Source organism: Paenibacillus sp. CFBP 13594 (assembly GCF_014842675.1).
GTDB lineage: Bacteria > Bacillota > Bacilli > Paenibacillales > Paenibacillaceae > Paenibacillus > Paenibacillus amylolyticus_B.
Genome location: NZ_JACYVQ010000001.1, coordinates 180605 through 206169, shown reverse-complemented (window position 1 = coordinate 206169; position 25565 = coordinate 180605). Strand labels below are relative to the sequence as shown.

At 46.9% G+C, this 25565-nt stretch carries 21 protein-coding genes and 1 pseudogene; 7 read left to right on the top strand and 15 right to left on the bottom strand.

The genetic code is table 11. From position 1 onward, the window contains the following. Positions 1 to 60: 60 nt before the first annotated feature. Both IFU39_RS01200 and IFU39_RS01195 read right to left on the bottom strand, forming a co-directional pair. The gene (locus IFU39_RS01200) at positions 61 to 1683 is read right to left on the bottom strand and encodes an AraC family transcriptional regulator (protein ID WP_105599366.1); all 1623 of its coding nucleotides are present in this window, start codon (positions 1681 to 1683) and stop codon (positions 61 to 63) included. Between the two features lie 201 nt (positions 1684 to 1884). Then, the gene (locus tag IFU39_RS01195) at positions 1885 to 2880 is read right to left on the bottom strand and encodes an ABC transporter substrate-binding protein (RefSeq protein WP_091017968.1); all 996 of its coding nucleotides are present in this window, start codon (positions 2878 to 2880) and stop codon (positions 1885 to 1887) included. Positions 2881 to 3140: 260 nt separating this feature from the next. Between IFU39_RS01195 and IFU39_RS01190 the strand changes: the two are divergent. The 7 genes and pseudogenes from IFU39_RS01190 (at position 3141) to IFU39_RS01160 (ending at position 10566) form a co-directional block, all read left to right on the top strand. Continuing rightward, positions 3141 to 4348 (top strand): annotated as a pseudogene (locus IFU39_RS01190) (aminotransferase class I/II-fold pyridoxal phosphate-dependent enzyme). A 360-nt stretch (positions 4349 to 4708) separates the two neighbouring features. Next, positions 4709 to 5812, top strand: coding sequence for a glutamate 5-kinase (proB, locus tag IFU39_RS01185; RefSeq protein WP_076317457.1), 1104 nt, complete (start codon positions 4709 to 4711; stop codon positions 5810 to 5812). A gap of 58 nt (positions 5813 to 5870) precedes the next feature. Continuing rightward, entirely contained in the window at positions 5871 to 7118 is a 1248-nt protein-coding gene (locus IFU39_RS01180; protein WP_105599370.1) for a glutamate-5-semialdehyde dehydrogenase, read from the top strand. Between the two features lie 36 nt (positions 7119 to 7154). Further along, positions 7155 to 8015 carry a pyrroline-5-carboxylate reductase gene (gene proC, locus IFU39_RS01175; protein WP_036671976.1) on the top strand — a complete coding sequence of 287 codons (861 nt, stop codon included), beginning with the start codon at positions 7155 to 7157 and terminating at the stop codon, positions 8013 to 8015. Beyond that, positions 8012 to 9235, top strand: coding sequence for a 2,3-diketo-5-methylthiopentyl-1-phosphate enolase (locus IFU39_RS01170; RefSeq protein ID WP_179198571.1), 1224 nt, complete (start codon positions 8012 to 8014; stop codon positions 9233 to 9235). Before proC ends, IFU39_RS01170 begins: the two co-directional genes overlap by 4 nt. Further along, positions 9232 to 9909, top strand: coding sequence for a 2-hydroxy-3-keto-5-methylthiopentenyl-1-phosphate phosphatase (locus IFU39_RS01165; RefSeq protein ID WP_105599371.1), 678 nt, complete (start codon positions 9232 to 9234; stop codon positions 9907 to 9909). Before IFU39_RS01170 ends, IFU39_RS01165 begins: the two co-directional genes overlap by 4 nt. 3 nt (positions 9910 to 9912) lie before the next feature. Beyond that, a complete protein-coding gene (locus IFU39_RS01160; RefSeq protein WP_091017978.1) occupies positions 9913 to 10566 on the top strand; it encodes a methylthioribulose 1-phosphate dehydratase in 654 nt (217 codons plus the stop codon). A 161-nt stretch (positions 10567 to 10727) separates the two neighbouring features. Here the strand turns inward: IFU39_RS01160 and IFU39_RS01155 are convergent, their stop codons facing one another. The 13 genes from IFU39_RS01155 to dinG all read right to left on the bottom strand — a co-directional run bounded on the left by IFU39_RS01155 (position 10728) and on the right by dinG (position 25498). Continuing rightward, a complete protein-coding gene (locus tag IFU39_RS01155; RefSeq protein WP_179198572.1) occupies positions 10728 to 12026 on the bottom strand; it encodes a multi-tm2 domain protein in 1299 nt (432 codons plus the stop codon). Between the two features lie 28 nt (positions 12027 to 12054). Further along, positions 12055 to 12507: a hypothetical protein gene (locus tag IFU39_RS01150; RefSeq protein ID WP_105599373.1), complete on the bottom strand. Its 453-nt coding sequence runs from the start codon at positions 12505 to 12507 to the stop codon at positions 12055 to 12057. Then, a complete protein-coding gene (locus tag IFU39_RS01145) occupies positions 12500 to 13000 on the bottom strand; it encodes an RNA polymerase sigma factor (protein ID WP_244660843.1) in 501 nt (166 codons plus the stop codon). Before IFU39_RS01145 ends, IFU39_RS01150 begins: the two co-directional genes overlap by 8 nt. Positions 13001 to 13248: 248 nt before the next feature. Further along, on the bottom strand, positions 13249 to 13953 hold the full coding sequence (locus IFU39_RS01140; protein ID WP_105599377.1) for a DnaD domain-containing protein: 705 nt from the start codon (positions 13951 to 13953) through the stop codon (positions 13249 to 13251). A gap of 20 nt (positions 13954 to 13973) precedes the next feature. Continuing rightward, positions 13974 to 15269, bottom strand: coding sequence for an asparagine--tRNA ligase (gene asnS / locus IFU39_RS01135; RefSeq protein ID WP_091017987.1), 1296 nt, complete (start codon positions 15267 to 15269; stop codon positions 13974 to 13976). Positions 15270 to 15370: 101 nt separating this feature from the next. After that, positions 15371 to 16576, bottom strand: a complete 1206-nt coding sequence (locus IFU39_RS01130) for an acetate/propionate family kinase (protein WP_091017989.1) — start codon at positions 16574 to 16576, stop codon at positions 15371 to 15373. Beyond that, positions 16573 to 17445, bottom strand: a complete 873-nt coding sequence (locus IFU39_RS01125) for a 3-hydroxyacyl-CoA dehydrogenase family protein (RefSeq protein WP_017687750.1) — start codon at positions 17443 to 17445, stop codon at positions 16573 to 16575. The genes IFU39_RS01130 and IFU39_RS01125 overlap by 4 nt, the downstream gene beginning before the upstream one ends. Positions 17446 to 17577: 132 nt before the next feature. Next, entirely contained in the window at positions 17578 to 19080 is a 1503-nt protein-coding gene (locus tag IFU39_RS01120) for an AAA family ATPase (RefSeq protein ID WP_091017991.1), read from the bottom strand. Next, a complete protein-coding gene (locus tag IFU39_RS01115) occupies positions 19073 to 19600 on the bottom strand; it encodes a hypothetical protein (RefSeq protein ID WP_105599378.1) in 528 nt (175 codons plus the stop codon). Before IFU39_RS01115 ends, IFU39_RS01120 begins: the two co-directional genes overlap by 8 nt. A 300-nt stretch (positions 19601 to 19900) precedes the next feature. Beyond that, positions 19901 to 20431 carry a cell wall elongation regulator TseB-like domain-containing protein gene (locus IFU39_RS01110; protein WP_192131018.1) on the bottom strand — a complete coding sequence of 177 codons (531 nt, stop codon included), beginning with the start codon at positions 20429 to 20431 and terminating at the stop codon, positions 19901 to 19903. A gap of 39 nt (positions 20432 to 20470) precedes the next feature. Then, the gene (locus IFU39_RS01105; RefSeq protein WP_105599381.1) at positions 20471 to 21778 is read right to left on the bottom strand and encodes an amidohydrolase; all 1308 of its coding nucleotides are present in this window, start codon (positions 21776 to 21778) and stop codon (positions 20471 to 20473) included. Beyond that, positions 21765 to 22418: a redox-sensing transcriptional repressor Rex gene (locus tag IFU39_RS01100; RefSeq protein ID WP_036607616.1), complete on the bottom strand. Its 654-nt coding sequence runs from the start codon at positions 22416 to 22418 to the stop codon at positions 21765 to 21767. Before IFU39_RS01100 ends, IFU39_RS01105 begins: the two co-directional genes overlap by 14 nt. A 218-nt stretch (positions 22419 to 22636) precedes the next feature. Next, positions 22637 to 25498: an ATP-dependent DNA helicase DinG gene (gene dinG / locus IFU39_RS01095; RefSeq protein ID WP_192131016.1), complete on the bottom strand. Its 2862-nt coding sequence runs from the start codon at positions 25496 to 25498 to the stop codon at positions 22637 to 22639. Positions 25499 to 25565: the final 67 nt, after the last annotated feature.

Genomic DNA, 25565 nt, shown 5'->3' with positions numbered 1-25565 from the left:
CTGAACCGTAATACCTGCTATCATAGCTTGATCCTCTTGAGGACTGCAAGCCTGTTTTTATTATGAACTTGCACACAACAACTCAGGCAGCAGGGTCAACAATCGATCACTCGTGAGCGCATCACCCACATTCCATGTTGACTCCTCCACAGGGTATACCCGTCCATTCTGCACAGCCGGAAGGGCCTTCCAGCTGGGACTTTTCATTAGCATCTCTGTAGCCTGTCTCGCCACGAATTCCTCAGGCAGCATAACAAATACATGATCTCCCGCATACTGACGTACCGCTTCAGCCGAAATTTCCTTATAGGCTCTGCCCGCTGCAAGTGCTTCCTTCACTTTGGTAACTGGCCTGAATCCCATCGGATGATATAACAATGGCGCCAGACCGATATTGCCCATAACAAATAATCGTGCACCCCGATGATATGTAAATACCGAAGCCGTTTCCCCCTCTTCAATCACAGTATGGATCTTCGCCCACATCTGCTCAGTACGCTCCTCATAGGAGGTTAGCCATTGTTCAGCCTGAGGTTGTCTGCCAAACCAGCTGCCCAATCTGCGCATTCGTTCTTCCAACGTGGCATGTGAATTGTAAGCAAGCGTCGGAGCAATCCGGTAAAGTTGTTCATACTGCTGTTCATTGCTGCTATCAAAAATAATCAAATTCGGCTTCATTTGAACAGCTGCTTCCACATTAACCGGAGCAACCGCGTCATAGGTCTGATCTCCCAATATCTGAATACCCAGCATCAGCAGATCCCCAGCCGAATCTCCGTAATACATAATTCGCTCCGGGTTTACTGGAATATTCACATCATGACCCAACCAATCTTGTACCAACGTCTGCTGCTGAATCGATCTGTCATATTGACGAGGAGATAATCCGGTCATTTGGCGAAAACGCCTGCTGAAATAATACTCATCCTTAAACCCTACGCGACTCGCTATATCCCGAAGTGGTTCATCTGATTTGCGAAGCCAGTCCTTGGCATGTTTGATGCGTACATGATTTACATAATCGAGCGGCTTGTGACCCGTGAGTTGTCTGAAAAGAGTCGTAAATTGTACAGGTCTGATCTCCGCAAGACGTGCCAGTTTCTGTACAGTGATTTCTTCAGCATAATGGTCGTCCACATACTGAATCGTACTGTGTAGTCTTGCTTCCATACTCTGTTCCGTCTTTGGAGAAGTGTACCGGATAATGATCATCTCCATCCATTTTTGGAACTGTGCATTCAAATGACTGTATTCGGCATCTGTTTTATAATTCCGAATAACATACATTTGCTCAAGCAGACCACTTAACGGAGCATAGGGATAACCATTCAATTGGTTTCTGTGCTCAAATACAGGGCGGGTAAAGAGCTCGGGATCACCCGTCAACACATGAATAACATCAAAAGCCATTACGAAATATTTCAATTCCAAGTTGTTACGATGTTCAATCTGGTGCCCCTCTCCCGGAGAAAGCGGATAAACACATCCCGTAGTAAACGGAAACTGTTCATGTCCAATATATAAACGCCCATCCCCTTCTTCGCAGATCAGGAAGGCATGTTTCTCGCAAGCAACTTCCAGCATCACCTGTTCAGGTGGTTCAATTCGTCGTACCAGATGATCCAGCCGAAACATGAATGCTGAAAAGAACAACGCTCCCCCATCGGCATCCAAAGCCTGCATGTCGGTTCACCTCGTTTTTCTAAAATGAGAATAATTATCAATCATTCTGTATGGTCTGATTATAAGCGAGCGATGGTCAATAATCCAGATATGAGTTTATTCAGCAAAAAAGAGCCTTCAACGAAAGGTTGAAGGCTCCTTTTACTTTTTAAATCCGCATTACTCAAAGGTGTTACCAGTGCCTTACTAGCTCATAACTAATTATTGGATCATCTGTTTTGGCAGCTCTTGTAACAACCACTCCCTGGAAAGGGCATCACTAGAAGCTTTGACGATATCAAAGCGGTATACTTTTCCTTCTTTCACCGCAGGCAGGTTCTTCCAGATTGAACTATCTAGCAATTCTTTGGTGGATTGCTTCGCATCGTCGGTCACAGGATCCAGAATAAATATCCGATCACCGGCAAATTCAGATAATTTTTCAGTCGAAATCTCTACAAATCCCATGTCTTCATCCAATACTTTCTGGATTTCCGCGGTTGGCTTCAGCCCGTCTTTTCCGTATAACAACTGTGGCAATCCTGCACCCGCCATGACAAACAGACGGTTCCCGGGATACATGGTGAATACCGAAGCGGTCTCCCCTTTTTTCAATCCGTTCTCATGAAGTTGCGTCCACATCTCTTCAGTCGCTTTTTGATGAGCCGTAATCCAGTCCTCCGCTTCTTGCTTCTTATTCAACAAATCGCCAAGGATACGCATGCGATCTTCTATTAAACCAAACGAATCAAATGTAACCGTGGGTGCAACCTTCGCGATCTGATCATATTGACCCTCGTCACTGTTGGAGAAAATGATCAGATCGGGATTCAGGTCTAACGCCTTTTCCACACTGATCGGAAATCCTACATCTTCTGCCTGAGCAACCTGATCATCGAATACGGTTCCCTCTTGACGAAGTATGCCGACAGGGACAACACCAAGCGCGAGCAGATCCCCTGTAACTTCTCCGTGATAGATAACTCGCTTCGGATTTACAGGAACCTCTACTTCATGGCCTGTCCAGTCTTTGAATATCCGGGTCTCGCCTTCATTCGTTTCTTCCATTGCAGTCGTGGTCTCTGTCGTTTCTGTGGCTGCTTTGGATTCATCTGTGCCGGCAGCAGGTGTTGCAGCCTGATTTCCACAAGCTAGTAGCAAAATGGATAACCACGTTACTGTAAATAATACTGCCGTATTTCGAATGCCCTTTTTCATTTCTATTTCTCCCCCTATATCACGTGCGTTGTGGAATGAATTAATGATATTGATTATCATTATCGGATATTATCATAAAACATGGCTTCTCTTAGCTCAATGGACAAAACTAAATGAGTACTTTCAGTTTTGTACAATACTCTGCTCTTTGCTCCTATGTACTGTCTATTCAAATCGATTTCCCTCTATACAGCTCGGGATTGGCGTGATAAATTAATGAGAACTATTTGCCATTTTTAATAACCGGAGTGATGAATATAATGACCCATCCAGACCATATAACTGCTCGTTCAGCTTTTAAGATACCAACTTCTGATGTAATGACACAGCTGCCAACGCAATTTTTTGCTACCCTTGTTCAAAATGTAAATCGTGAAATCGCAAGTGGACATGATGTAATCAATCTGGGGCAGGGCAACCCGGATACACCTACACCACCTCATATTGTGAAAACACTGCAAAAGTCGGCTGAAAATCCCCTCTACCACAAATACTCCCCTTTTAGAGGGTACTCTTTCCTGAAGGAAGCTGTCGCCAAACGTTATAAGGAAGATTACAACGTTGATCTGGATCCCGAGACTGAAGTAGCCATTCTGTTCGGAGGCAAAACCGGATTGGTTCAGTTACCTCAAGTCCTGCTTAACCCCGGCGACACCATTCTCGTTCCCGATCCAGGCTACCCGGATTACTGGTCTGGTGTTGCACTCGCCAAAGCTAACATGTCATTTATGCCTTTGCTGGAGTCCAATGCATTTCTGCCGGATTACGAAGCTGTTACAGCCGAAGATCGGGAGAAGGCCAAGCTGATGTTCCTGAACTATCCCAACAACCCAACGTCAGCAACGGCTCCCCTTTCGTTCTACGAAGATACCGTTGAATTCGCCATTCAAAATCAAATCGTAGTTGCCAGTGATTTTGCTTACGGTGCAATTGGATTTGACGGACATCGTCCCGTAAGTTTCCTGCAAGCCCCTGGTGCCAAAGAAGTGGGCATTGAGTTCTATACGTTATCCAAAACGTATAATATGGCTGGATGGCGTGTTGGATTCGCATTAGGTAATGCAGCGATTGTCTCTAAAATTAATCTGCTTCAGGATCATATCTATGTTAGTCTTTTCGGTGGGTTCAAGCAGCCGCAACGGAAGCACTTACTGGATCTCAGGAATGTGTCACTTCGCTGGTTTCACGTTACGAATTCCGTCGCAATGCATTTTATGACGCTCTATCATCCATTGGCTGGCAAGCTTCGAAACCCGCAGGTTCATTCTTCAGCTGGTTGCCTGTACCTGCAGGTTATACCTCAGCTTCATTTGCAGACTTGTTACTACGAGAAGCGAAGGTGGCCGTAGCCCCAGGTATTGGTTTTGGTTCGCATGGCGAAGGTTATGTGCGCGCAGGACTGCTAAGTGATGAAAACCGATTACGCGAAGCTGTCGAGCGGATCGGCAAGCTGAATTTATTCAAGTAATTTACAGGACCATAACCCCTTTGCATATGCCAAGTTTCCATGGTATGTTATAAGAAATATTGAACGAAACGTGATGACGGGACCAGTAAGAGAATATCAGTCGCGCCCAGAGAGTAAATTCCACCCTGCTGAAAGAATTTACCGCGACTCTTCTCTGAAACCTACCCCTGAGCGGCCTGTTACGTGCAGGACAGTGCCTTCTGTTACAGGGCATGAAGCCGGATGATCTAATCATCAATAAAGGTGGTACCGCGGAAGTAACGAACTTTCGTCCTTTTTAACTAAAGGGCGGGAGTTTTTTTTGTACCGCAAAAGCCAGCTCCAGAAGCACTAATTAATCATGTTTAAGGAAGTGAAACCATGACTTCACGTATTGTAGTTAAGATTGGAAGCAGCTCGCTTACAACGGAAGAAGGCGGTCTGGATCGCAGTTCGATCACTTTTTTTGCCGGAGAAATTGCGGCATTGGCTGATCAGGGCCATGAAGTACTTCTGGTCACCTCAGGAGCGGTAGCGGCCGGATTCCGGGAGATTGGTTACCCTCAGCGGCCCAAACTGCTACATGAGAAACAAGCCGCAGCGGCCGTTGGGCAGGCATTACTGATGCAGGCATATCAACAGGCTTTTGCAGCGCACCGCGTTACTACGGCGCAAATTCTGTTAACCCGCACAGACTTTCACAGTCGTAAACGCATGGGTAATGCAGGCATGACCGTGGAAGAGCTGCTCAAACAGCGAGTGATTCCAATTTTCAATGAGAATGATACAGTGTCGGTGGACGAATTGAAGTTTGGTGATAACGATCTGTTGTCCGCGTTGGTTGCAAACCTGGTGAAGGCACAGCATCTGATCATTCTTACGGATACCAACGGCCTGTACACCGCAGATCCGCGTAAAGATCCATCTGCCGTGCGTTACGACCGTATCCCCGAGATAACGGCTGAAATTTATGCTTTTGCTGGTGGTTCAGGTTCAGCGGTTGGGACAGGCGGAATGCGATCCAAAGTCGATGCAGCCAAGGTAGCAACCCGTGGAGGCGTACCTGTATTCGTGGGAAGTGTGAAAGAACCCGGAGATATGCAGAAAGCGGTTGATGGCACGGGCAAAGGAACTTACTTTGAGACACGACTCGCTTCGTTATCCCGTAAAAAGCAGTGGCTTGGCTTCATGTCTACTCCGCTGGGAACCGTCGTTGTGGATGATGGTGCTGAAGAGGCCCTTGTCCATGGGGGCCACAGTCTTCTGCCTGTAGGGGTCAAACGCGTACTTGGAACGTTCCATGCCGGAGACGTCGTAGAGGTCATTGGCATGGATGAAACCTTGCTCGGTCGCGGTATTGTCAATTATGATGATGACCAGCTTCGACTCATTGCCGGACTTCCCAGTGGCGAAGTGATGAAACAACTCGCTAGCATCCACAGGCTTGAGGTTATTCATAGAGACGAATGGATTACGTTAAAATAAAGATGAAGCTATATAGTGGTCGAAATACTCAACTTTATATATATGAGGAGGAATTAAGATGAGTGAAGTCAGAGAAAAAGCCATCAAAGCCCAAGCCACGGTTCCACAGCTGAACCGATTGAATACAGAACAGAAAAATGCGGCCCTGCGTGTCATGGCAGATGCATTGATTACAGAGACGGATTCCATCATTACGGCAAACGCTGAAGATCTGGTACGAGGCAGAGAACAAGGTACGCCGGAATCCATGCTGGATCGGCTCGCACTTAATAAGGAGCGCATTGCTGGCATTGCTGAAGGATTACGTCAGATTGCAGATCTGCCTGATCCAGTCGGCGAAGTGTTAGAGACATTTACCCGTCCAAACGGATTGCATGTTGAAAAATTAAGAGTGCCGATTGGCCTAATTGGCATCATCTACGAAGCTCGTCCGAATGTAACTGTAGACGCAGCTGGATTATGTCTCAAAACAGGTAATGCAGTGCTTCTGCGCGGTGGCTCCTCTGCCCTGTCCTCCAATCGTAAAATTGTGGAGGTGCTGCATCAGGCACTCACAACGACAGACATGCCTGCTGATGCTTTGCAATTGGTTGAAGATGCAGATCGTGCTTCCGTAGATGAGATGCTCAAGTTAAACGGACTGCTGGATGTTATCATTCCACGCGGAGGGGCTTCCCTCATTCGTAATGTGGTTGCCAATGCAACCGTACCTGTTATCGAAACTGGGGCAGGCATCTGCCATACCTATGTGGATGAATCAGCTGATCCAGTTATGGCAGCCGAAATTGCCATCAATGCCAAGGCACAACGGCCATCCGTATGTAACTCCATGGAAACGTTGCTGCTGCACGCCGCATATGCAGAAAAGCATCTGCCTGCTCTTGCCGAGGAATTCCGTGAGGCCAATGTAATCTTGAAAGGTTGCGATACCGTGCGCCGACTTGTTCCTTCTGCCCTTGAGGTAACCGAGGAAGACTATGCGACCGAGTACAACGACTACATTTTAAATATCCGGGTGGTTGAGAACCTGGACGAAGCGATGCAGCACATCGCACATTACGGAACCAAACATTCCGAGTGTATCGTAACCCGTGATACAGACCATGCAGAGCGCTTTATGCATGATGTGGATACAGCAGCCGTCTATCACAATGCGTCCACGCGTTTCACCGACGGATTTGAATTTGGCTATGGAGCCGAAATCGGAATCAGTACCCAGAAACTGCATGCACGAGGACCAATGGGACTACCAGCACTGACGTCAACCAAATATCGGATTACAGGCAATGGACAGATTCGTCAATAATATCCCAGCACCAGTTATATAGGAGGAACGATTAATATGAGTCAAGAGCAACAGACGTTATTACAACAGAAGATTACTTTCCACGGAGCAGGCGCGATGGCCGAAGCCATCGTGCGCGGACTCATCTCCCGCCTAGTCGTTCGTCCTCAGGATATTACGATGCTGAACCGCAGCAACCAGAAACGTCAGGAGGAGCTCAGCACCCGTTATGCTGTACATACCGGAACTGCCTCGCAATCCTTGGATCACCTTGCCTCCACTCCGGTCATTGTACTCTGTATGAAACCCAAAGATGCTGCCGCAGCGCTGCGCGAGCTTGGTCCGTTGTTATCACCTGATCAACTGATCGTGTCTGTCATTGCCGGATTATCGATCCGCACGATGCAGTCCTTGCTTGGTCGTAAACAGCCAATCGCCAGAACCATGCCGAACACATCCAGTACCATTGGACTTGGTGCAACCGGGCTTGCCTTCTCTGCGGAGATTACGGATGAACAGCGCAGTACGGTAATGACCATGTTTGAAGCGGTTGGTATCGTGACCATCGTGCCTGAAGATAAACTCGAAGTGCTCACAGGGATTTCCGGAAGCGGCCCTGCTTATGTATACTATTTAATGGAGGCCATGATTGCCGCAGGTATTCGTGGTGGCTTATCCAGCCAGCAATCTCGTGATCTCACTGTTCAAACGGTGCTGGGCGCGTCACGAATGGTACAACAAACCGGTTTGGAACCGATGAAGCTTCGTAGTGATGTGACATCCCCAGGAGGGGCAACGCAAGCAGCACTGAAGACGCTGGACGAAGGAGATTTCTTTGAAAATGTAATCGCAGCCGTCAACCGCTGTGCAGAGCGCTCACGGGAGATGGGAGCTGCTTTGGAAGGGGATTTAAAATGAATAACATGTGCACAGCCACATATCGTCTGCACGATGATCATGCAGACTTTCGCAAGAAAGCTCAGTCCATCGCGATTGGCATGACCGTGGGTAGCTGGACGGAGTTGCCACAAGCTCAGCGTGAAGTGATGCAGAAGCATCTGGGTGAAGTCATAAGCGTAGAAGTCCATGAAGCTGATGGAATGGCTGCGGGTGAGCGTTACGCTGACATTACCATCGGATATCCTGATATCAACTTTAGCCGTGATATTCCTGCCCTGCTCGTGACGGTCTTTGGCAAAATCTCAATGGATGGCCGGATCAAATTAACAAAGCTTGGTTTCTCGAATGGTTTCCTCAGTGCATTCCCGGGACCCAAGTTTGGACTGAATGGCGTTCGTGATCTGCTTGGTGTGCATGATCGTCCACTATTAATGAGTATCTTCAAATCAGTTATTGGGCTGGATGCAGATGAACTTCGTGAACAATTTATTCGTCAGGCACTTGGGGGCGTTGATCTGATCAAAGACGATGAGATCCTGTTCGAGAATAAATTGACACCTATCGAAAAAAGAGTCGAGGTCTGCATGAAAGCTGCCGAACAGGCACGCCAGGAGACTGGCAAGAAACTTCTATATGCAACTAATCTCACTGGGCCTACATCTCGTCTGAAAGAGCAAGCTGAACGCGCCATAGGTGCAGGAGCCAATGCCCTGCTATTCAACGTATTGTCTTACGGATATGATGTGCTGCATGAACTCAGCAGTGATCCTGACATCAATGTGCCAATTATGGCTCATCCTGCTCTTGCAGGCGCACTGTATCCTTCACCACATTACGGCATGTCGGCTTCGGTTGTACTTGGTCAGTTGATGCGTCTTGCAGGTGCCGATCTGGTGCTCTTCCCTTCTCCTTATGGATCAGTAACGATGCCGAAGGAAGAAAATATGGCGATCACGGAGCAATTACTGACAGCTGATCTGCCAGTACGAACCAGTATGCCAGTGCCTTCAGCCGGCATCCATCCAGGCCTTGTACCGCTCATTTTGCGCGACTTTGGTACAGATGTCATCGTTAATGCTGGTGGCGGTATTCATGGACATCCTATGGGCACTGAGGCAGGCGGACGTGCATTCCTGCAAGCGATTGAGGCAGCTCAGCGTTCCATTCCACTCGCGCAATATGCAACCGAGCATCCGGAGCTAAAAAGCGCATTGGACCTGTGGGGTGGCGAGCGATGAGAAGTGATAAGAAAACAGTCATTTTCTGTGACTTTGACGGTACGATTACCCTCTCGGACAATATCGTAGCGATCATGAAACATTTCAAGCCTGAGGGCATTGAAGCGATCATGAAAGATACGATCGAGCAAAAAATCTCGCTGCGTGAAGGTGTTGGAGCCATGTTTGCTCTTCTGCCTGCATCGCAGAAAGATGAAATTGTGGAGTTTGTGCTTGGACAAGCGGGGATCCGTGAAGGATTCAGCGAGTTTCTTGACTACGTTCGCAGCGAAGGGATCGAATTCAATGTGACCAGCGGCGGCATGGACTTTTTCATTGAACCGTTACTCGCACCATTTCATATCCCGCAGGATCACGTCTATTGCAACGGCGCTGACTTCTCTGGTGAAACCATCCGGATTGAATGGCCGCATCCCTGCCAGCTTCCTTGTGAGAACGGCTGCGGCATGTGCAAAACGACCGTGATTCGTACCTTCCCGGAAGATCAATATAATCGAATTCTTATTGGAGACAGTCTGACTGATTTTGAGGGTGCAAAGATTGCCGATCTAGTATACTCCCGCTCCATTTTGACGGACAAATGTATTGAGCTGGGTGTAGACCATGTGCCATTCGCTACCTTTTACGATATCATCGAAGATATGAAACAGAAGCAAACACAAGGAGTGCTGTAAACGATGGGCTTTGAAAAGATTACATTGGAACACAAACGTCAGGTCCTTGAAGAACTGGCTGATATTAAAGCGTTGTTCGCCAGTCGTAACTGGTTCCCCGGAACAAGTGGCAATCTGTCGATGCGTGTAGGAGACTTTGACCCGGAGCAATTTTATTTTGCGGTTACCGCCTCAGGCAAAGACAAATCCCTTCGCACACCGGAAGACTTCCTTTTTGTGGACAAGCACGGCAAAGCGATTGAGACAACAACGTTAAAACCAAGTGCCGAAACGTTGATTCACTGTGAAATCTATCGTTTGACCGGCTGCGGTGCTGTATTTCACGTGCATACCGTGTTTAACAACCTGATAAGTGAATTCTTTGGAGCAGATGGACACATACCGATTCAAGGAATCGAATTGATTAAGGCTTTCAACATTTGGGAAGAAAATGCGGAGATTCGTGTCCCCGTCCTGCCTAACTTTGCAGATATTCCATCTATCGCTGAATTGGTGCCAGGTGTACTTGATACCAACGTACCAGGGATCTTGCTTCGGAACCACGGTATTTATGCCTGGGGTAAAGATGCTTTTGAAGCGAAACGTCATCTGGAAGCGTTCGAGTTCCTGTTCGAAGTGATGTACCGTCAACTTCTGCTGAAGGGCGCTACGAAATAGCAATCATTTATTCAAAATCAAAGCTGCAAAACCAAAAACACGCCAGAGGCTGGTATACATAGCCCTTGGCGTGTTTTTATGTTGTGGGATGACATGCAATGAAAGGTTTCTTTGTCATCCCAGCGTCAGTAAAATCATCCTTAATCCACTTCGATTACAACTTACAGTCGATCATCCCGATCCTTGAATAAAAAGAGGCTATCCACTTCTTCGTCATTCCGATGAATCGCATGATTGGTGCCTATACCCCGTTGCTTACCGAACAGCAGCTTCAAGCCGCCAAAAATGAGCAGCAAGGATACAATGACGGTGTTCAAATAGGAACGGATCTCATACGTCATGAATGCATTAGGGAAGAGCTCATTCAGCTGTGGAATGACAAGACGGATCGTCAGGTAATATAGACCCAGCGCGGCAATTCCGAATCCAATCAGGCGCTGATGGCGGGCCCAATCCTTAAAGATCGGCTGATCGATCAATGGCTCGCGTCCATAGCGACTGGAGCACTGTAGCCCGTCAAAGAAACTGTAGAACCAGATCAACGGTATCATGAACAGGAACACTGATAAGTGAAGCAGGTCCAGAACATAGATGCTGCCCAGGAACAGGAACATCAATTGCATGCCTCTTTTTTGCAAACCCAGATATAGATGACCCGCACCTGGAAAAGCAGATAGCAGCGTCGCAAGCACTTTACTGCGTCGTCCGGCTACTCTGCCCATCTCCAATTCCTCGAATAACGTCCGATCCTGCAGTACCTCTCCAGCCTGCTTACGGTGGACATGCTGCACCGCATCAAACATGCAGTATACCCATATTACAGGCAGAATGAGCAGGAACATTAGAAACACCGATTCATTGGTGATTGAAGCTACAAAAACCATCATGGCAAAGGAACCAAAAAACGCCATCAGAAACGACAACCCGCGATGCAACAATCCCAGATGAAGATGTCCCAATCCAGGAACAAATGAAAGCAAAATGGTAAAGAATCGTTCTCCCTCACTGCCTTTTCGGTACATGGGTTGACCATAGGGCCCCTCGGGCACACCATACACTCCACCATGATCCTGATGTGGCTCCTCCTGATCCATCTGTCCGAGAGGCTCTTCCTGGCCAGCATATGCTTTCTGGTAAGCGGCGCCTTGATGGAGACCACCGTAATGTGTCCCATAACCTTGGTAATGAACTTCGTGCAATGAAGGGGCACGGAGTAGAACGATAATCATATCCAGCATGCTGATACACCAGAAGAATATGGCTCCAAGGAACCCGACAATCATCAATTCCTTTTCATCAGTCAACAACGCCAACATGATGAAGCCAATGCCTGTTCCAAAAAAGAGTAATGGATAGACCACAGCTCTGGTAGGCCGTCCCCAATACATAAAACCGAGACCTGGTATCAGGTTTAATAGAAATGCGAGTAGTTTGTTACGATCTGAGTGCACAGTCGTCATCCTTTCTTTTCAGGCAATGCAAAACTATTTATGGTTTAGGCTTGAAGTTATCCAGCCATGTAGTGGCTGCCTCCGTCCATTTCTCGGAAAAAGACCCTCTGTGGTCGCCATCCTGGAACTTGTGATATGGTGCTACCTTGTCAAAAAGTCCAGACGAGAGGAAGATCAATGTCAAACAGGCTGCTACCGCGTAATGGAACACTTTATGATCAAGCCAGCGCCGGTTTCGTCCAGCACGGGATTTGCGTTGTACCTTGGGTGATTGAATGCCCTCAATCCGATGCATGACTGAATCCGCAAACCCTGTTGGGTCATGTAGCGGAGGCAGTTCTCCGTGGATACCAAGCGCTTCCAGATAGATGTCCATCGCATCCGGATCTTCCATCAGAATCTGTTCCATTTGGTTCGCTTGAGTTTCACTCATATGGCCTTCAATATAATCAGTCCATTGCGCAGCGGTATACTTCTCCTGTTTACTCACGCCATTCATCCTCCTTCCAATGTTTTCGAATCCACTGCCGTGCACGATACAAGCGGGATTCCACGGTCTTCACAGCCACCTGTGCATCACTGGCAATCTGCTCATAATTTTTTTCGCTTAGATAATACGCAGTGATAATGTCACGATGCTGAGCAGGCAACTGATTAATTCGTTCGCGAAGTTTATCCTGACGTTCTTCACGAACGAGACGGGTAAGAACGTCTTCATCCCGTCCGGGCAAATTGATTATTTTTTCTTCTCCACCCAGATCCTCAGCAGTTCGTCTGCCCAGCTTGCGTTTGGCATCAATCGCTTTGTGAAAGGCAATTCGGGTTAACCACGTTTTGAAACCTTCAGAACGGTAGTCGGGGAGAGACTTATACATCTGTATGAACGCCTCCTGAGCTGCATCCTGTGCTTCCTGATCGTTCCTGAGTACGGAATAGGCCACATGGTATACATGCTGGCTATACTTATCAATCAGAGTACGCATCTGGGATGTATCTCCTTGACGGATTTGTTCGATTACGCGCGCTTCATCAATAACTCTCCCCTCCTCTCCAATACAATAGACGACAGCTTGTGTGTTAACCCCTGCGTGATCTATCAAATTTTTGTAAAACAAAGTGAAAGCATTGCCTGAAAGGTTGATGTTACTGATCACTCATCTATTCTATAATCCAAAAAAAACAGGCACAGAATGACTTCTGGCCTGTTTCTTGTGTCTTGCCTACACTTGAATCAACGTCCACCATTACGAAACCGCTGCGTGTATGCCTTCGCGTCTTGAACGGTCTTGACACGATTACGGCTCCACTCAAGCAGTATTCGATCGATATACCGGAAATGTACTTTGCCTGCAAAAACCGCTTCCTTCAGAGCCATTAGAATCAATTCCTCTTGGTAACGGTCCTGATCCAACCAGCCGGATATCGTCTCACACTCCATTGGAGAGAGCGGACGTCCGAATTCTTTTTCAAAGATGGAGAACATGTTCCGTTCTTCCTCTTCTTTTTGAACACTGTTCGAATCTTGACGTGCTGTACTGATGCTCAGCTGCTCCGCACGGAATGCGGCTACTTCTTCCGCAGTGCACGCTGCAAGCTTGGCATATAATCCATGTAAGTCATATCGCTCGTACTGGATGTCACGTTCCTCGTCACGATGCTCGTCAATAGCGATATATCCATCCCTCATCAGACGTTGCAACATTCTGGCAATACCTTCAGGTGCAAGTCCCATACGCCCAGCAAGCTCTTCAAGCGTCGGAAACTCATTGAACTCCGCCTGACGGAACCCTAGCAATTGAATCAGAAGAAGCACTTCTGCATCTGATAGGCCAAGCTGGTGATAATAACGTAACAAGGCATAAGGCAGATGGGCTGTACCCGAAGTCATGCCATAAGCTGCTCCATCCAACCAAGCTTTCGATGTGGTGTCTTCCATAGACGCTCCTCGGTTAAGCATTAAGGGTACAGACGATAGAGCATACGTGGGAATGCGATTGTTTCACGCACATGATCCAATCCACAGATCCATGCTACCGTCCGCTCCAATCCCAGACCGAAACCGGAGTGAGGAACCGATCCGTATTTACGCAAATCCAGATACCATTGGTAAGCTTCATCCGAGAGATTGTGCTCCTCAAAACGTTGTTGCATCAATTCCGGATCATCGATACGCTGCGAACCGCCAATAATCTCTCCGTAACCTTCTGGTGCAATCATATCAGCACAGAGAACAACTTCAGGACGATTTGGATCTGGTTTCATGTAGAAAGCCTTGATTCCAGCAGGATAATGTGTGATAAAGACAGGTGTATTGTACTTCTCAGCAATAGCTGTTTCGTGCGGTGCACCAAAGTCTTCTCCCCAAGGAATATCAAAACCTTGTCCATGCAGGAATTCAATCGCTTCATCATACGTAATACGCGGGAATGGAGCTACGATGCCTTCGAGTTTGGATACGTCACGACCGATAGATTCCAGTTCTGCACGGCAGTTTTTCACCACGGATTGAACGACATGAGCGATAAATTTCTCTTGTACGCGCAGACTTTCCTCGTGATCTACAAATGCCATTTCCGGCTCTATCATCCAGAACTCAATCAAGTGGCGACGTGTTTTGGACTTCTCTGCGCGGAATGTTGGACCAAATGAATATACCTTACCCAGCGCCATGGCTGCGGCTTCCATATACAATTGACCACTTTGTGTCAGATAAGCATCTTCATCAAAGTATTTGATGTGGAACAGGTTCGTTGTTCCTTCCGCAGACGATGGTGTCAAAATCGGAGGATCAACTTGTGTGAATCCGTTACCATCAAAGAACTGCTGAACAGCGCGAATAATCTCTGCCCGAATCACCATAACAGCACGTTGCTTCGTAGAACGAAGCCACAGGTGACGATGGTCCATCAAGAAATCAACACCATGCTCTTTAGGCGTGATTGGATAGTTTTCAGTCAGATGAATGATTTCGACCCCAGTAACAGTCATTTCGTAACCGGACGCACTGCGAGGTTCTTCACGAATAATCCCTGTAACATACAAAGAACTTTCTTGTGTCAAGCTCTTGGCATTGTTCCAGATCTCTTCGCTAACTTCACTTTTTACAACAACCCCTTGAATATATCCGGTTCCATCACGCAACTGCAAAAACTGAATTTTGCCGCTGGAACGTTTGTTGTTAATCCAGGCACCGATCGTTACGGTTTCGCCCACATGCTCGTTCACATTACGAATTACACAATTCGTATCCATGCCATATCTCCCCTTGATTCCTGAAATTTGAAAATGCAGCGGACAGGCTGTTGCCTGTCCTCTGCACTTCCTTGCCATTCTATATTTACTTTACAGTTAGATTACTGAGAATTCAATACGATTCGATGCGTATCGCGAGCAATGACCAATTCTTCATTCGTTGGAACAACGAGAACATCAACTTTCGAGTTCGCAGTTGTGATGCGACGCGGCTCACCAGAACGGACTGCGTTCAGGGCTTCGTCCAGCTCAACGCCAAGATACGTAAGCTGTTCACATACTTTTTGGCGAAGTACAACGGAGTTCTCCCCTACACCAGCTGTGAAGACGATCACGTCTACACCGTTCATTGCAGCTGCATATGATCCGATGTATTTACGCAGACGGTATTCGTACATTTCAAAAGCAAGCGTGGAGTTGGCATCGCCATTCTCCATACCTTCCGTAATCTCACGCATGTCACTACTGATTCCGGAGATCGCAAGCAATCCACTGTGTTTGTTCAACATGGAGTTCACTTCGCTTACACTCAGTTCTTCCTTGTTCATTACATAAGGTACGATGGCTGGGTCAAGGTCACCCGAACGCGTTCCCATCATCAGTCCCTCTAGTGGAGTCATACCCATCGAAGTATCAACGGATACGCCACCTTTAACTGCTGTTACACTACCACCGTTACCGACGTGACAAGTGATGATTTTCAGATCTTCCACTGGACGATCCAGATATTCAGCAGCTGCCTTGCTTACGAAATCATGGGAAGTACCATGTGCGCCGTAGCGACGTACTTTATATTTTTTGTAAAGTACACGCGGAATAGCATACAGATATGCTTTTTCCGGCATCGTTTGATGGAACGCCGTATCGAAGACCATTACCTGAGGCACACCTGGCATATTTAATTCAGCCGCACGAATCCCCATCATTGCTGCAGGGTTATGAAGTGGAGCCAAGTCGAACAAACGACGAATTTCAGCTTTGGCAGCATCATCTACCAATGCAGATTCTTTAAATGCTTCACCACCGTGAACAACACGGTGTCCAACAGCTTGAATTTCACTTACAGAATCCAGTACACCATTTTCTTTATGAGTCAAAATATCAATGACTTTACGGATCGCTGTTGTATGCTCCAGAATCTCGCTAACTTCTGTAACATCCTCGCGGCCTGTCGGTTTGTGTGTCAGAATGGAGGAATCCATTCCGATCCGTTCCACCAAACCTTTGGCCAGTACAGATTCGTCAGTCATATTATACAGTTGATATTTGAGCGAGGAACTCCCCGCATTAATTACGAGTACTTTCACAGTCGGTCACCATCCTTGTCGTACTTGAAGAATCCTTCGCCTGTTTTGGCACCCAGGTGTCCTGCACGCACCATTTTCTTCAGGACTGTAGAAGGACGATATTTCAATTCTCCGAATTCACGGAACATTCTTTCGAGTGCAGCTTCAACAGAATCCAATCCAAAACGGTCAGCCATTTCGAGTGGTCCATGTTGGAAGTTGTATCCGATACGCATTGCATCATCGATATCTTCAGCAGATGCAACACCTTCTTGCAATACATGCAACGCTTCGTTAATCAGCAGGCAGATCAGACGGGAAGTTACGAAGCCAGGGGATTCATAGATCATGACTCCTTTTTTGTCTGCTACTTCTTCAACAAAACGTCTGGTCTCTTCGAATGTTGTATCCGAAGTTTTCAGTCCACGAATAATCTCTACAAGATCAACCCGGGATACCGGGTGAATAAAGTGCATACCAATAACACGCTCTGGGTATTTGGTCGAGCTTGCAAGCTCGGTCAAACTCAGCGTGGATGTATTACTTGCCAGAATGACATTGCTTGGACAAACTTGGTCCAGTTGGCTGAATACTGCTTTTTTCGCATCCAGATCCTCTGAAATTGTCTCAATGACCATGTCGCAAGTTCCAAGTTCAGCTAAATGAGCTACCTTGGTAATACGGGAAAGAATCAATTTCTTCTCCGCTTTTGTAATCGCCCATTTCTCCAGTTGTTTATCCAGATTGGTTTCGATCATGTCATAGGCATGATCCAGCTTTTGTGTTGTGTGCTCCACGAGAAGCACATCAAGTCCTTTGGCTGCGAGCATCTGGGAAATACCTTGTCCCATCGTACCGCCGCCGACAACTCCTATTTTTTTGAAAAACATGGTTCTGCTCCATCCTTTCGGTTCTCTATTCTCTATTGTACCCTGTTCGCCGAAAATTACAAATTTCGACCCAACATATAATAATATCTTAGCACGAGTGAAATGTAAAAAAAAATAACCAGCATAAATAAATTATGCTGGTAGAAGGGCACTGTCACGAAATTGACAACGAAATTGCTCGCCAGACAAAACTTCCTCACGAATCAAGATGTCCAGTGAATTGTCGAAAATTGTCCGTTGTTCTTCAAGCAACCGCTTTGTCTGTTCCATCAGATCTTGCAGAATCAATTTATTCTCCCGCATGAGTTCTTCGGTTGTAACCATATCCATGTTCACAATACCAAGTGAAGTCAATCCCGAAGCCATCATGGTCTGTACGACATTCGTTGCCTGATCAAAGTCATTGCGTGACCCAGTGGAGCGTCCACCGTAGTACATTTCCTCCGCAGCGGCTCCTCCGAGTGCAATCATGATCTGCTCTTCCAGGAAACGCTTCGTATAGAGGAACTGTTCCTGTTGCGGGTTGTGACGTACATATCCCAGCGCCTGACCACGCGGACTAAGTGCCACCTGACTAACACTGCCTGGACGAACGAGTTCAGCCATAATGGCATGTCCCAATTCATGAATGGCAACCCTTTTCTTCTCTTCCACACTGGACTCACGGTCCGTCTTCTCACCCATCATGACTTTATCAATAGCCAGGGACAAGTGCCGTTGTTCAATGTGTAACAGCCCGTCCCGCATGGCGTATATTGCTGCTTCGTTCATAACACTTTCAAGCTGCGCACCGGAAAACCCATATGATTCCTCGGCTGTCTTCTCCAGATTAACTTCCTCCATCAGAGGTTTGTTCACCGCATGCAGTTCAAGAATGTGCTTTCTGCCCTTTTTGTCGGGCAAGTCCACTTGAATGTGACGGTCAAAACGTCCCGGACGTGTCAGGGCACTATCCAGCATTTCTTTGCGGTTTGTTGCAGCTATAACCAGAATTCGAGGTGTCTCAGAAGAATAAATTCCATCCATCTCCGTCAAGAGCTGATTCAGAGTCTGATCATACTCGCGCTGTTGACCACCTTCACGTTTACCCCCGATGACATCAATCTCATCGATAAATATAATGGCATTTTCCTTATTTTCCTTGGTGGCACGGGTTCTCGCATCCTTGAATAAATCCCGAATTCTGCTGGCACCCACACCAACATACATTTCCACGAACTCACTACCCGATGCTGCTACAAATACAGAATCTGTGTAATGGGCAGCAGCCTTGGCCATCAACGTTTTCCCTGTCCCTGGAGGGCCCGTCAGCAAGATCCCTTTTAACGGACGAATTCCGAACTTCCGAATTTCTTCATGTTTGATGAGAAAGTCAAGTGCTTCACGCAATTCCTGCTTGGCACTGTCCTGACCTCCAATTTCTTCAAAAGTAAGCTTCGAAGGTCCTTTCTTCTTCCGTTTACGTTCCTGTGCAGCGCCTACTGTAATCCCGCCGCGCATTTGCATCATGAACAGCAGACCACCGACAACCGCCGCCGCAATAAGAATCGGAACAATATTAACACCCGTAAACGCAAGGAAAATAATCAACACAGGAAAAAATCCGATGGCAACTTCTTTTGTCCATTTAGGCATTAGGCCACACTCCTATCTGACCGGGCATACGCGGCAGAATAATAAACTTGCTGGCATCTCCGTCACTGAGACTGACATATACATTGTTGTCATCCATAGCTGTATTCACCTTAATCCCGTTCGTCGCCATCTTCGACAACGTTGGTGTAATCTCGGTGTACTGCTTGTTCTCCATCGCCTGGGCTACGGTAAACATGGCATCACCCCACCAGTTCTCAAGCGCCTCGTTGGAATGATCCACAACATCCAGCTTTAACGAGCGTGAACCAATCACCGTCTGTCCTTCTTTGTGAATATATTGTACCAGTCTGCCCAAATCAACATCCGGTTGCAGATCCAGTTTCAATTGTACGTCATTGCGGTTAATAGTTAATTGAACGTCATTGACTCCATCGTACTGGGTAACCATCTTTTCAATCGGATTCTGCACGGCCACCTGACGATATACAAACCAACCTCCAAACAACACAACGGCTGAAATGACGGCAGTTAAAGCAATAGGCAATACTTTTAGCTTCAAGTGAATTACCCCTCCCAGATTTTGGCCCAACCTACTGGCTTATTGGTATATACGAATATGTGCACATTGACTCCTGCGATAATTTCGACAGGATTATTTGTTTTGAATGTAACTGTGAGTACATATCTGAGTATATCACATCGTATATACATTTTCGAAGGCGAAAATATGAATAAATTATTAATTTTAACTATTTAAATCAAAAATGTTTACAGGCAACACAAAGAACCGGTTCAGTCGGATATCCGTCTGCCGGTTCTTTCATTTCTCTAATTCTCTAGTTATGTCACTCTATTTGTACTAGCTGTTCGGGAGTGTGTAGACCAGGTCCACCTGTTCTCCATTGCTAAAACGATAAAAGCGATAGTGGTTATGCGTACCGTCTTTATAATACACTTGCCACACATATATTCCATTCACAACTCCGGGCATGATTCGTTTAATCTCGCCGGCAGGAACTTCAGAACTGAAGCGATTGCGGATCTGCGCTTCGGACATGCCATTCTGCAGCAGCTCACTGTGTACAGCGTTTGCACCCTTAGCCGGTTCATTGTTTGCATCGAATTTAACCCAGACCATAACATCCTGGTTATCCTTATTTTTGCCGATCAGGGTCCAGTAGATGTTGTCTGAGCCTTCTTTGTCTCCCCAGATGTACTTGCGCAATTCATCATAGGATGTAATGCCCAGTTGCTTCTGTGCTGCCTGTATAGCGAGAGCTTCTTCCTTACGCTGGTCCTGCGTGACATAGACGTAATAACGCTGAAGTCCAAACAGAATCAGAACCAGTGCAAGCAGCGAAATCCATATCCACTTCTTTTTTTTCTTCAAAAGTCGAACTTCCTTTCCCTATGATGCTCTGTCCTGCAATTAACGAGCAAGCAGACCATCAAATGCCAATTGAGCCTCACGCAAAATGCGTTCTTCATCCAGCGTCAGACATTCGCCGTGTTTGACCACTTGTTTTCCATCCACCCATACGTGCTCAACATCTTTGGCAGAAGCCGAGTAGATCGTATGTGAGATCAGGTCTGTATGTGGATAGAAATGTGCCTGTTCAATGTCAAGAGCGATAAAATCAGCCTTCATGCCGACCTCAAGTGCTCCGGTATTGTTCAAGAAAATGGATTTGGCACCGTATGACGTTCCGAGGAGTAACGCTTCGCCTGCTGGCACAGCCGTCGGGTCACCAGATACACCTTTGTGGATCAATGCAGCCAGTCTCATTTCCTCGAACATATCCAGGTTGTTGTTGCTTGCCGGTCCGTCTGTTCCGAGTGACACGGTAACTCCTGCTTTCAGTAACGCTGGTACCCGCGCAACACCGGAAGCAAGTTTCAGGTTACTTCCCGGGTTATGGGATACAGCCACATCATGACGGGCCAGAATCTCAATCTCTTCGTCATTCAGATGCACCGCATGTGCAACCAGGGATGGACGTGAGAAAAAGCCCAGTTTCTCCAGATGTGCCACAGGACGCAGTCCATAATCAGCCACGTTCTGCTCCACTTCACGAAGCGTTTCAGACATATGTGTATGGAGAGGAAGGTTCAGGTCGTTCGCGACCTGCACAAGCTTCTCTATGTAGTCAGGAGGGCATGTATATGGGGCGTGTGGCGAGATTACAGTTGTAATGCGACCATCTGCCTGTCCATTCCACTCACGTGCAAACGCTGCCGACTCCTCCAGTTTCCGCAGTTGCTCTTCTTCCGAGCACAGCCCGATTACACCACGTGCCAGTGCTGCTCTAACGCCGGATTGCTCCACAACTTTGGCAACTTGATCCATGTGATCGTACATGTCCAGGAAAGCTGTAGTTCCGCCTTTCAACATTTCAAGCACCGATAGCGAAGTTCCCCAATATACGTCTTGTGAAGTCATTTTCGCTTCCATCGGCCACATTTTTTCCTGCAACCATACTTGCAACGCAAGATCATCTCCGTGCCCTCTGAGCAACGACATTGCTGCATGACCATGCGTATTGATCAGACCCGGCAGGAAGAACAGTCCTTTTCCATCCACTTTGGTACAATTTTTGTCTCCATCCGGCAATGTCTCACCAATATGCACAATCTTGTCATCCTCGACAACCATGTATCCTTGAACCACGTTCCATGTTGTGCCGCCTTCATTAACGGCAAATTTGCCGTTGTGAATTACCCATCTATTTGTTGTCATCTTCCTCGTCGTCCTTTCCAGTCTCCAAGTAATAGGCCAAACTAAGCAGATCCGTTGTAAAGTCAGCATGGTGAATGCGGATATGCGGCGGTGTTTTTAGAATGGTTGGTGCAAAATTAAGAATCGCTTCGATTCCGGATTCAATAAGCTGATCGGCTACATTTTGGGCTTCCGTATCCGGAACCGTGATAATTCCGATGCGGATGTTTTCTGTTTTAACCGCTTCCGTCAATTCATTCATTGGTTTAACCGTCAAACTGTTAATTTGACTACCAATCTTCGGTCCATATGCATCAAATACAGCAACAATCTTCATGTTGTCTTTCAGATATGCGTTGTAGTTGGACAAGGCTTGACCGAGATTACCCGCTCCTACCAGAGCTACATTAATTTGCTGATCGATTTTGAGAATGTGACGAATTTTCTCGATCAAATAGGATACATCATACCCGATCCCTTTACGACCAAAATCACCGAAGTAAGCCAGGTCTTTACGAATTTGGGCCGGATTCAGATCCAGCCTCTGTCCAAGCTCTTGAGAAGAAACAGTAGCCACCTCACGCTGATGCAACTCGTTCAAATAACGCAAGTATACAGGCAGACGTCGTACCACCGCTTCCGAAATTTTATCCGATTTCATTCTTGCTCCCCCTTACCAAGGCCACGATAAAATAATAGATGAAAAGATGAGCATTCTGTATAAACTCAAAGATAAACATGACATTTTATACAGAATGCTCCTTGTAATTTAGGTTATAAGTTCTTACGTGCAACTGCTTTAATCGGATACGGAAATATCTAATAAAGTTTAACGCCAAACGATAGTGTCATGCAATGATATAACGAACAAAACAACCATTATTCTTGTTCATTAGCAGGTTTTTCCAACCACTCGGTAATTCGTGGAACCATCTGCTCCGTGAGCATATGCTCCATTTTGGGACCAGGCAAAGAATATAAAAAGAATTTACCATAGTACGCTTCAATCACCCGTGTATCATAAACAATGACAATTCCTCTGTCCTTCGCTGTACGCACCAACCGGCCAAATCCCTGCTTGAAACGAATGACCGCTTGCGGCACGGACAGTTTCATGAACGGATTTTTCTTCTGTTCCTGAAGCAACTCACTCTTGGCTTCCACCAACGGATGATTCGGTGGCTGGAAAGGCAGTCGCACAATAGCGAGACAGGTTAGCGCCTCTCCCGGGATATCTACACCCTCCCAGAAGCTGCTTGTACCCAGAAGTACCGTAGCTTTGGCATCTTGGAACCTGCGAGTCAGCTTAGAGCGGCTTCCACTGTCAACGCCTTGCCCAAGCAACGAGATGTCGTTACCAGATAGCGCCTCCTTCAGCGGATCATAGACCTGTCGCAACATCTTGTATGAAGTAAACAGAACCATCATGCGTCCACGCGTGGCAATTGCCGTCTCTGCAAGTGATTGCACCAGCATATTGACAAAGTGCGCATCACCCACACTGCCCTTCACACTCGGGAAATCACGCGGAATCACCAGAAGTGCCTGATCGCGATAGTTGAAAGGTGATGGCAGCATCGACGTTAACAACCGATTATTCTCGGAAGCTTCCTGCAAGCCAAGCTGTTCAATCATGAACTGGAATGATTTATCTACCGAAAGCGTAGCCGATGTAAGCACAACACTTTTCTTTTTATCAAAAAATAAATCCTTAAGTTGTGCACTGACATCTACAGGTACAGCATACAGCTGGAGAGATTTGCTGCGGAATTGACCGCTGGCTTCCATCCAGTACACCGTTTTGGCATCATCCATACGCATGAAGAAACGCAGATTCTCCTTCAATGTGGTCAGATCTTTCAGCAATCCTGTAATGTCCGTAATCAGACTATCCGATTGATAATCATCCTGATCCTCTTTCACTTCAAGCAGCAATTTGTCCCCTTTGCGAACCAAATCGCCCAGAGTCACATAGATCTGGTTCTCCAGATCCTGCAACTCCTGCCATTTTGCAGGTTTCTGAGAAGCTTTCAGACGCAGGGAAAATTGCCCCGTCTCTCCCGGTGAAGCATCACTTCGTTCAGGCAACAGACCGAACAAGGCATCACTCATACGATCCCACAGCTCCTTAACTTCAAGAGCGAGCGGGAACATCTGATCCACCATGGAGCCCCATTGCACCGAATTTTCATGCCCGGATAACTGCGAACGAAGCATAGGCAGCTGTCCATTACGACTGTCTTTAAACAGGCGGGTCAGTGTATGAACCAAGGTGAAATATTTCATATGCATTCCAAGATGTTTACCAGCTACATCCTCCAGATGATGTGCTTCATCGATCACAAGACTCTCATAGGCTGGCAGCAGCTGATGCGCGGCTTTCACATCCGTAAATAATTTGGAGTGATTGGTGATTACAATATCAGACAACCCGGCCTCATGTTTGGCACGATGGTAGAAACATTTGCGGAACCATGGACATGATCTTCCCAGACAAGACTCAGATTCGCTCTGTACCGTCTCCCAGAAGTCCCCTCCGCGTCCGCTAAGGTTAAGTTCCTCATCATCTCCGGTTTCGGTCTGCGTAAGCCAGACAATCATCTGAGCAGCTGTGAAATAATCCTCTTTAGGTGTGGCGAATTCACGTTTATTGATTTTGTGTTCAAATTTGCGCAGGCACAGGTAATGTCCACGTCCTTTGAATACAGCAGCCTTAAACGGGAACGGAACCACTTGAGTCAGCATCGGAATGTCCCGCTCTCTCAATTGCTCCTGCAGGTTGATTGTATGCGTGCTGACCATAACTTTCTGTTCTTGCTTCACACTTTCGTAAATAGCAGGCAAGAGATAACCCAGAGATTTACCAGTGCCTGTTCCTGCTTCGATCAAGAGATGTTTCTCTTCATCCAGGGCTTGCCTTACACTGCTGAACATCTGAGTCTGCGCTTCACGCTCTTCATAATGATCCAGCGTATCCTTCAGGTTCTCCCGAACCTGGTCCATAAACTGTTCGAAGCTTACACCATCGAGGGGGTTAGCCTCCCGCTCATCGCGTGGTGCACCTATATCAGTCCAATCACTTACATTAAGAGCAAGCTGACGATAATAGGTATGTCCGTCCAGATCCTGAATCGGCTCTGCTTCCTTCTCACTGCGCATTCCGTCCAAAAACCAACCCAAGTCACTGTCTTCTGGTGCAAACAGATCACTGAGGCGCTGAATCGTTATGAGCGGTAATTCCTTTAACTCATCCAGACATTTGAGCAGCACATAGGCTGTCGCCAGTGCATCACTGTCTGCCTGGTGAGGGCGATCATGTTGAAATCCAAATTCGGAAGACACATAACCAAGTTGATAAGAACCCAGTGATGGGAATGTAATCTTCAGAAAATCAATCGTGTCCAGAATGCGGCCAGTGAACGGCAAATACCCGCAACGGTCAAGAGCATTCTGCAAAAAGTGAAAATCAAAAGCGACGTTGTGTCCAACAAGCACCACATCATTAAGCAGCGGAACCATCTCCATCATCATCTCTTCGAGTGAAGGAGCGCCCGCCACATCTTCATCGGTAATACCCGTCAACCCCGAAATAAACGGGGGAATCGGTACACCAGGGTTCACATAAGAACTATATATTTGAGTTATGCTGTAGTCATGATCTATGATGGCAAGTCCGGCCTGTATAATCTCACCGTCGGACTGCGTGCCGGTTGTTTCGAAATCCAATACGGCAAATTTCATTGCAATGTACGGTCCCTTCCATTCCAGTCTATGTTACAGCATAGCAAAAAAAAGGGGATTTGAAAAT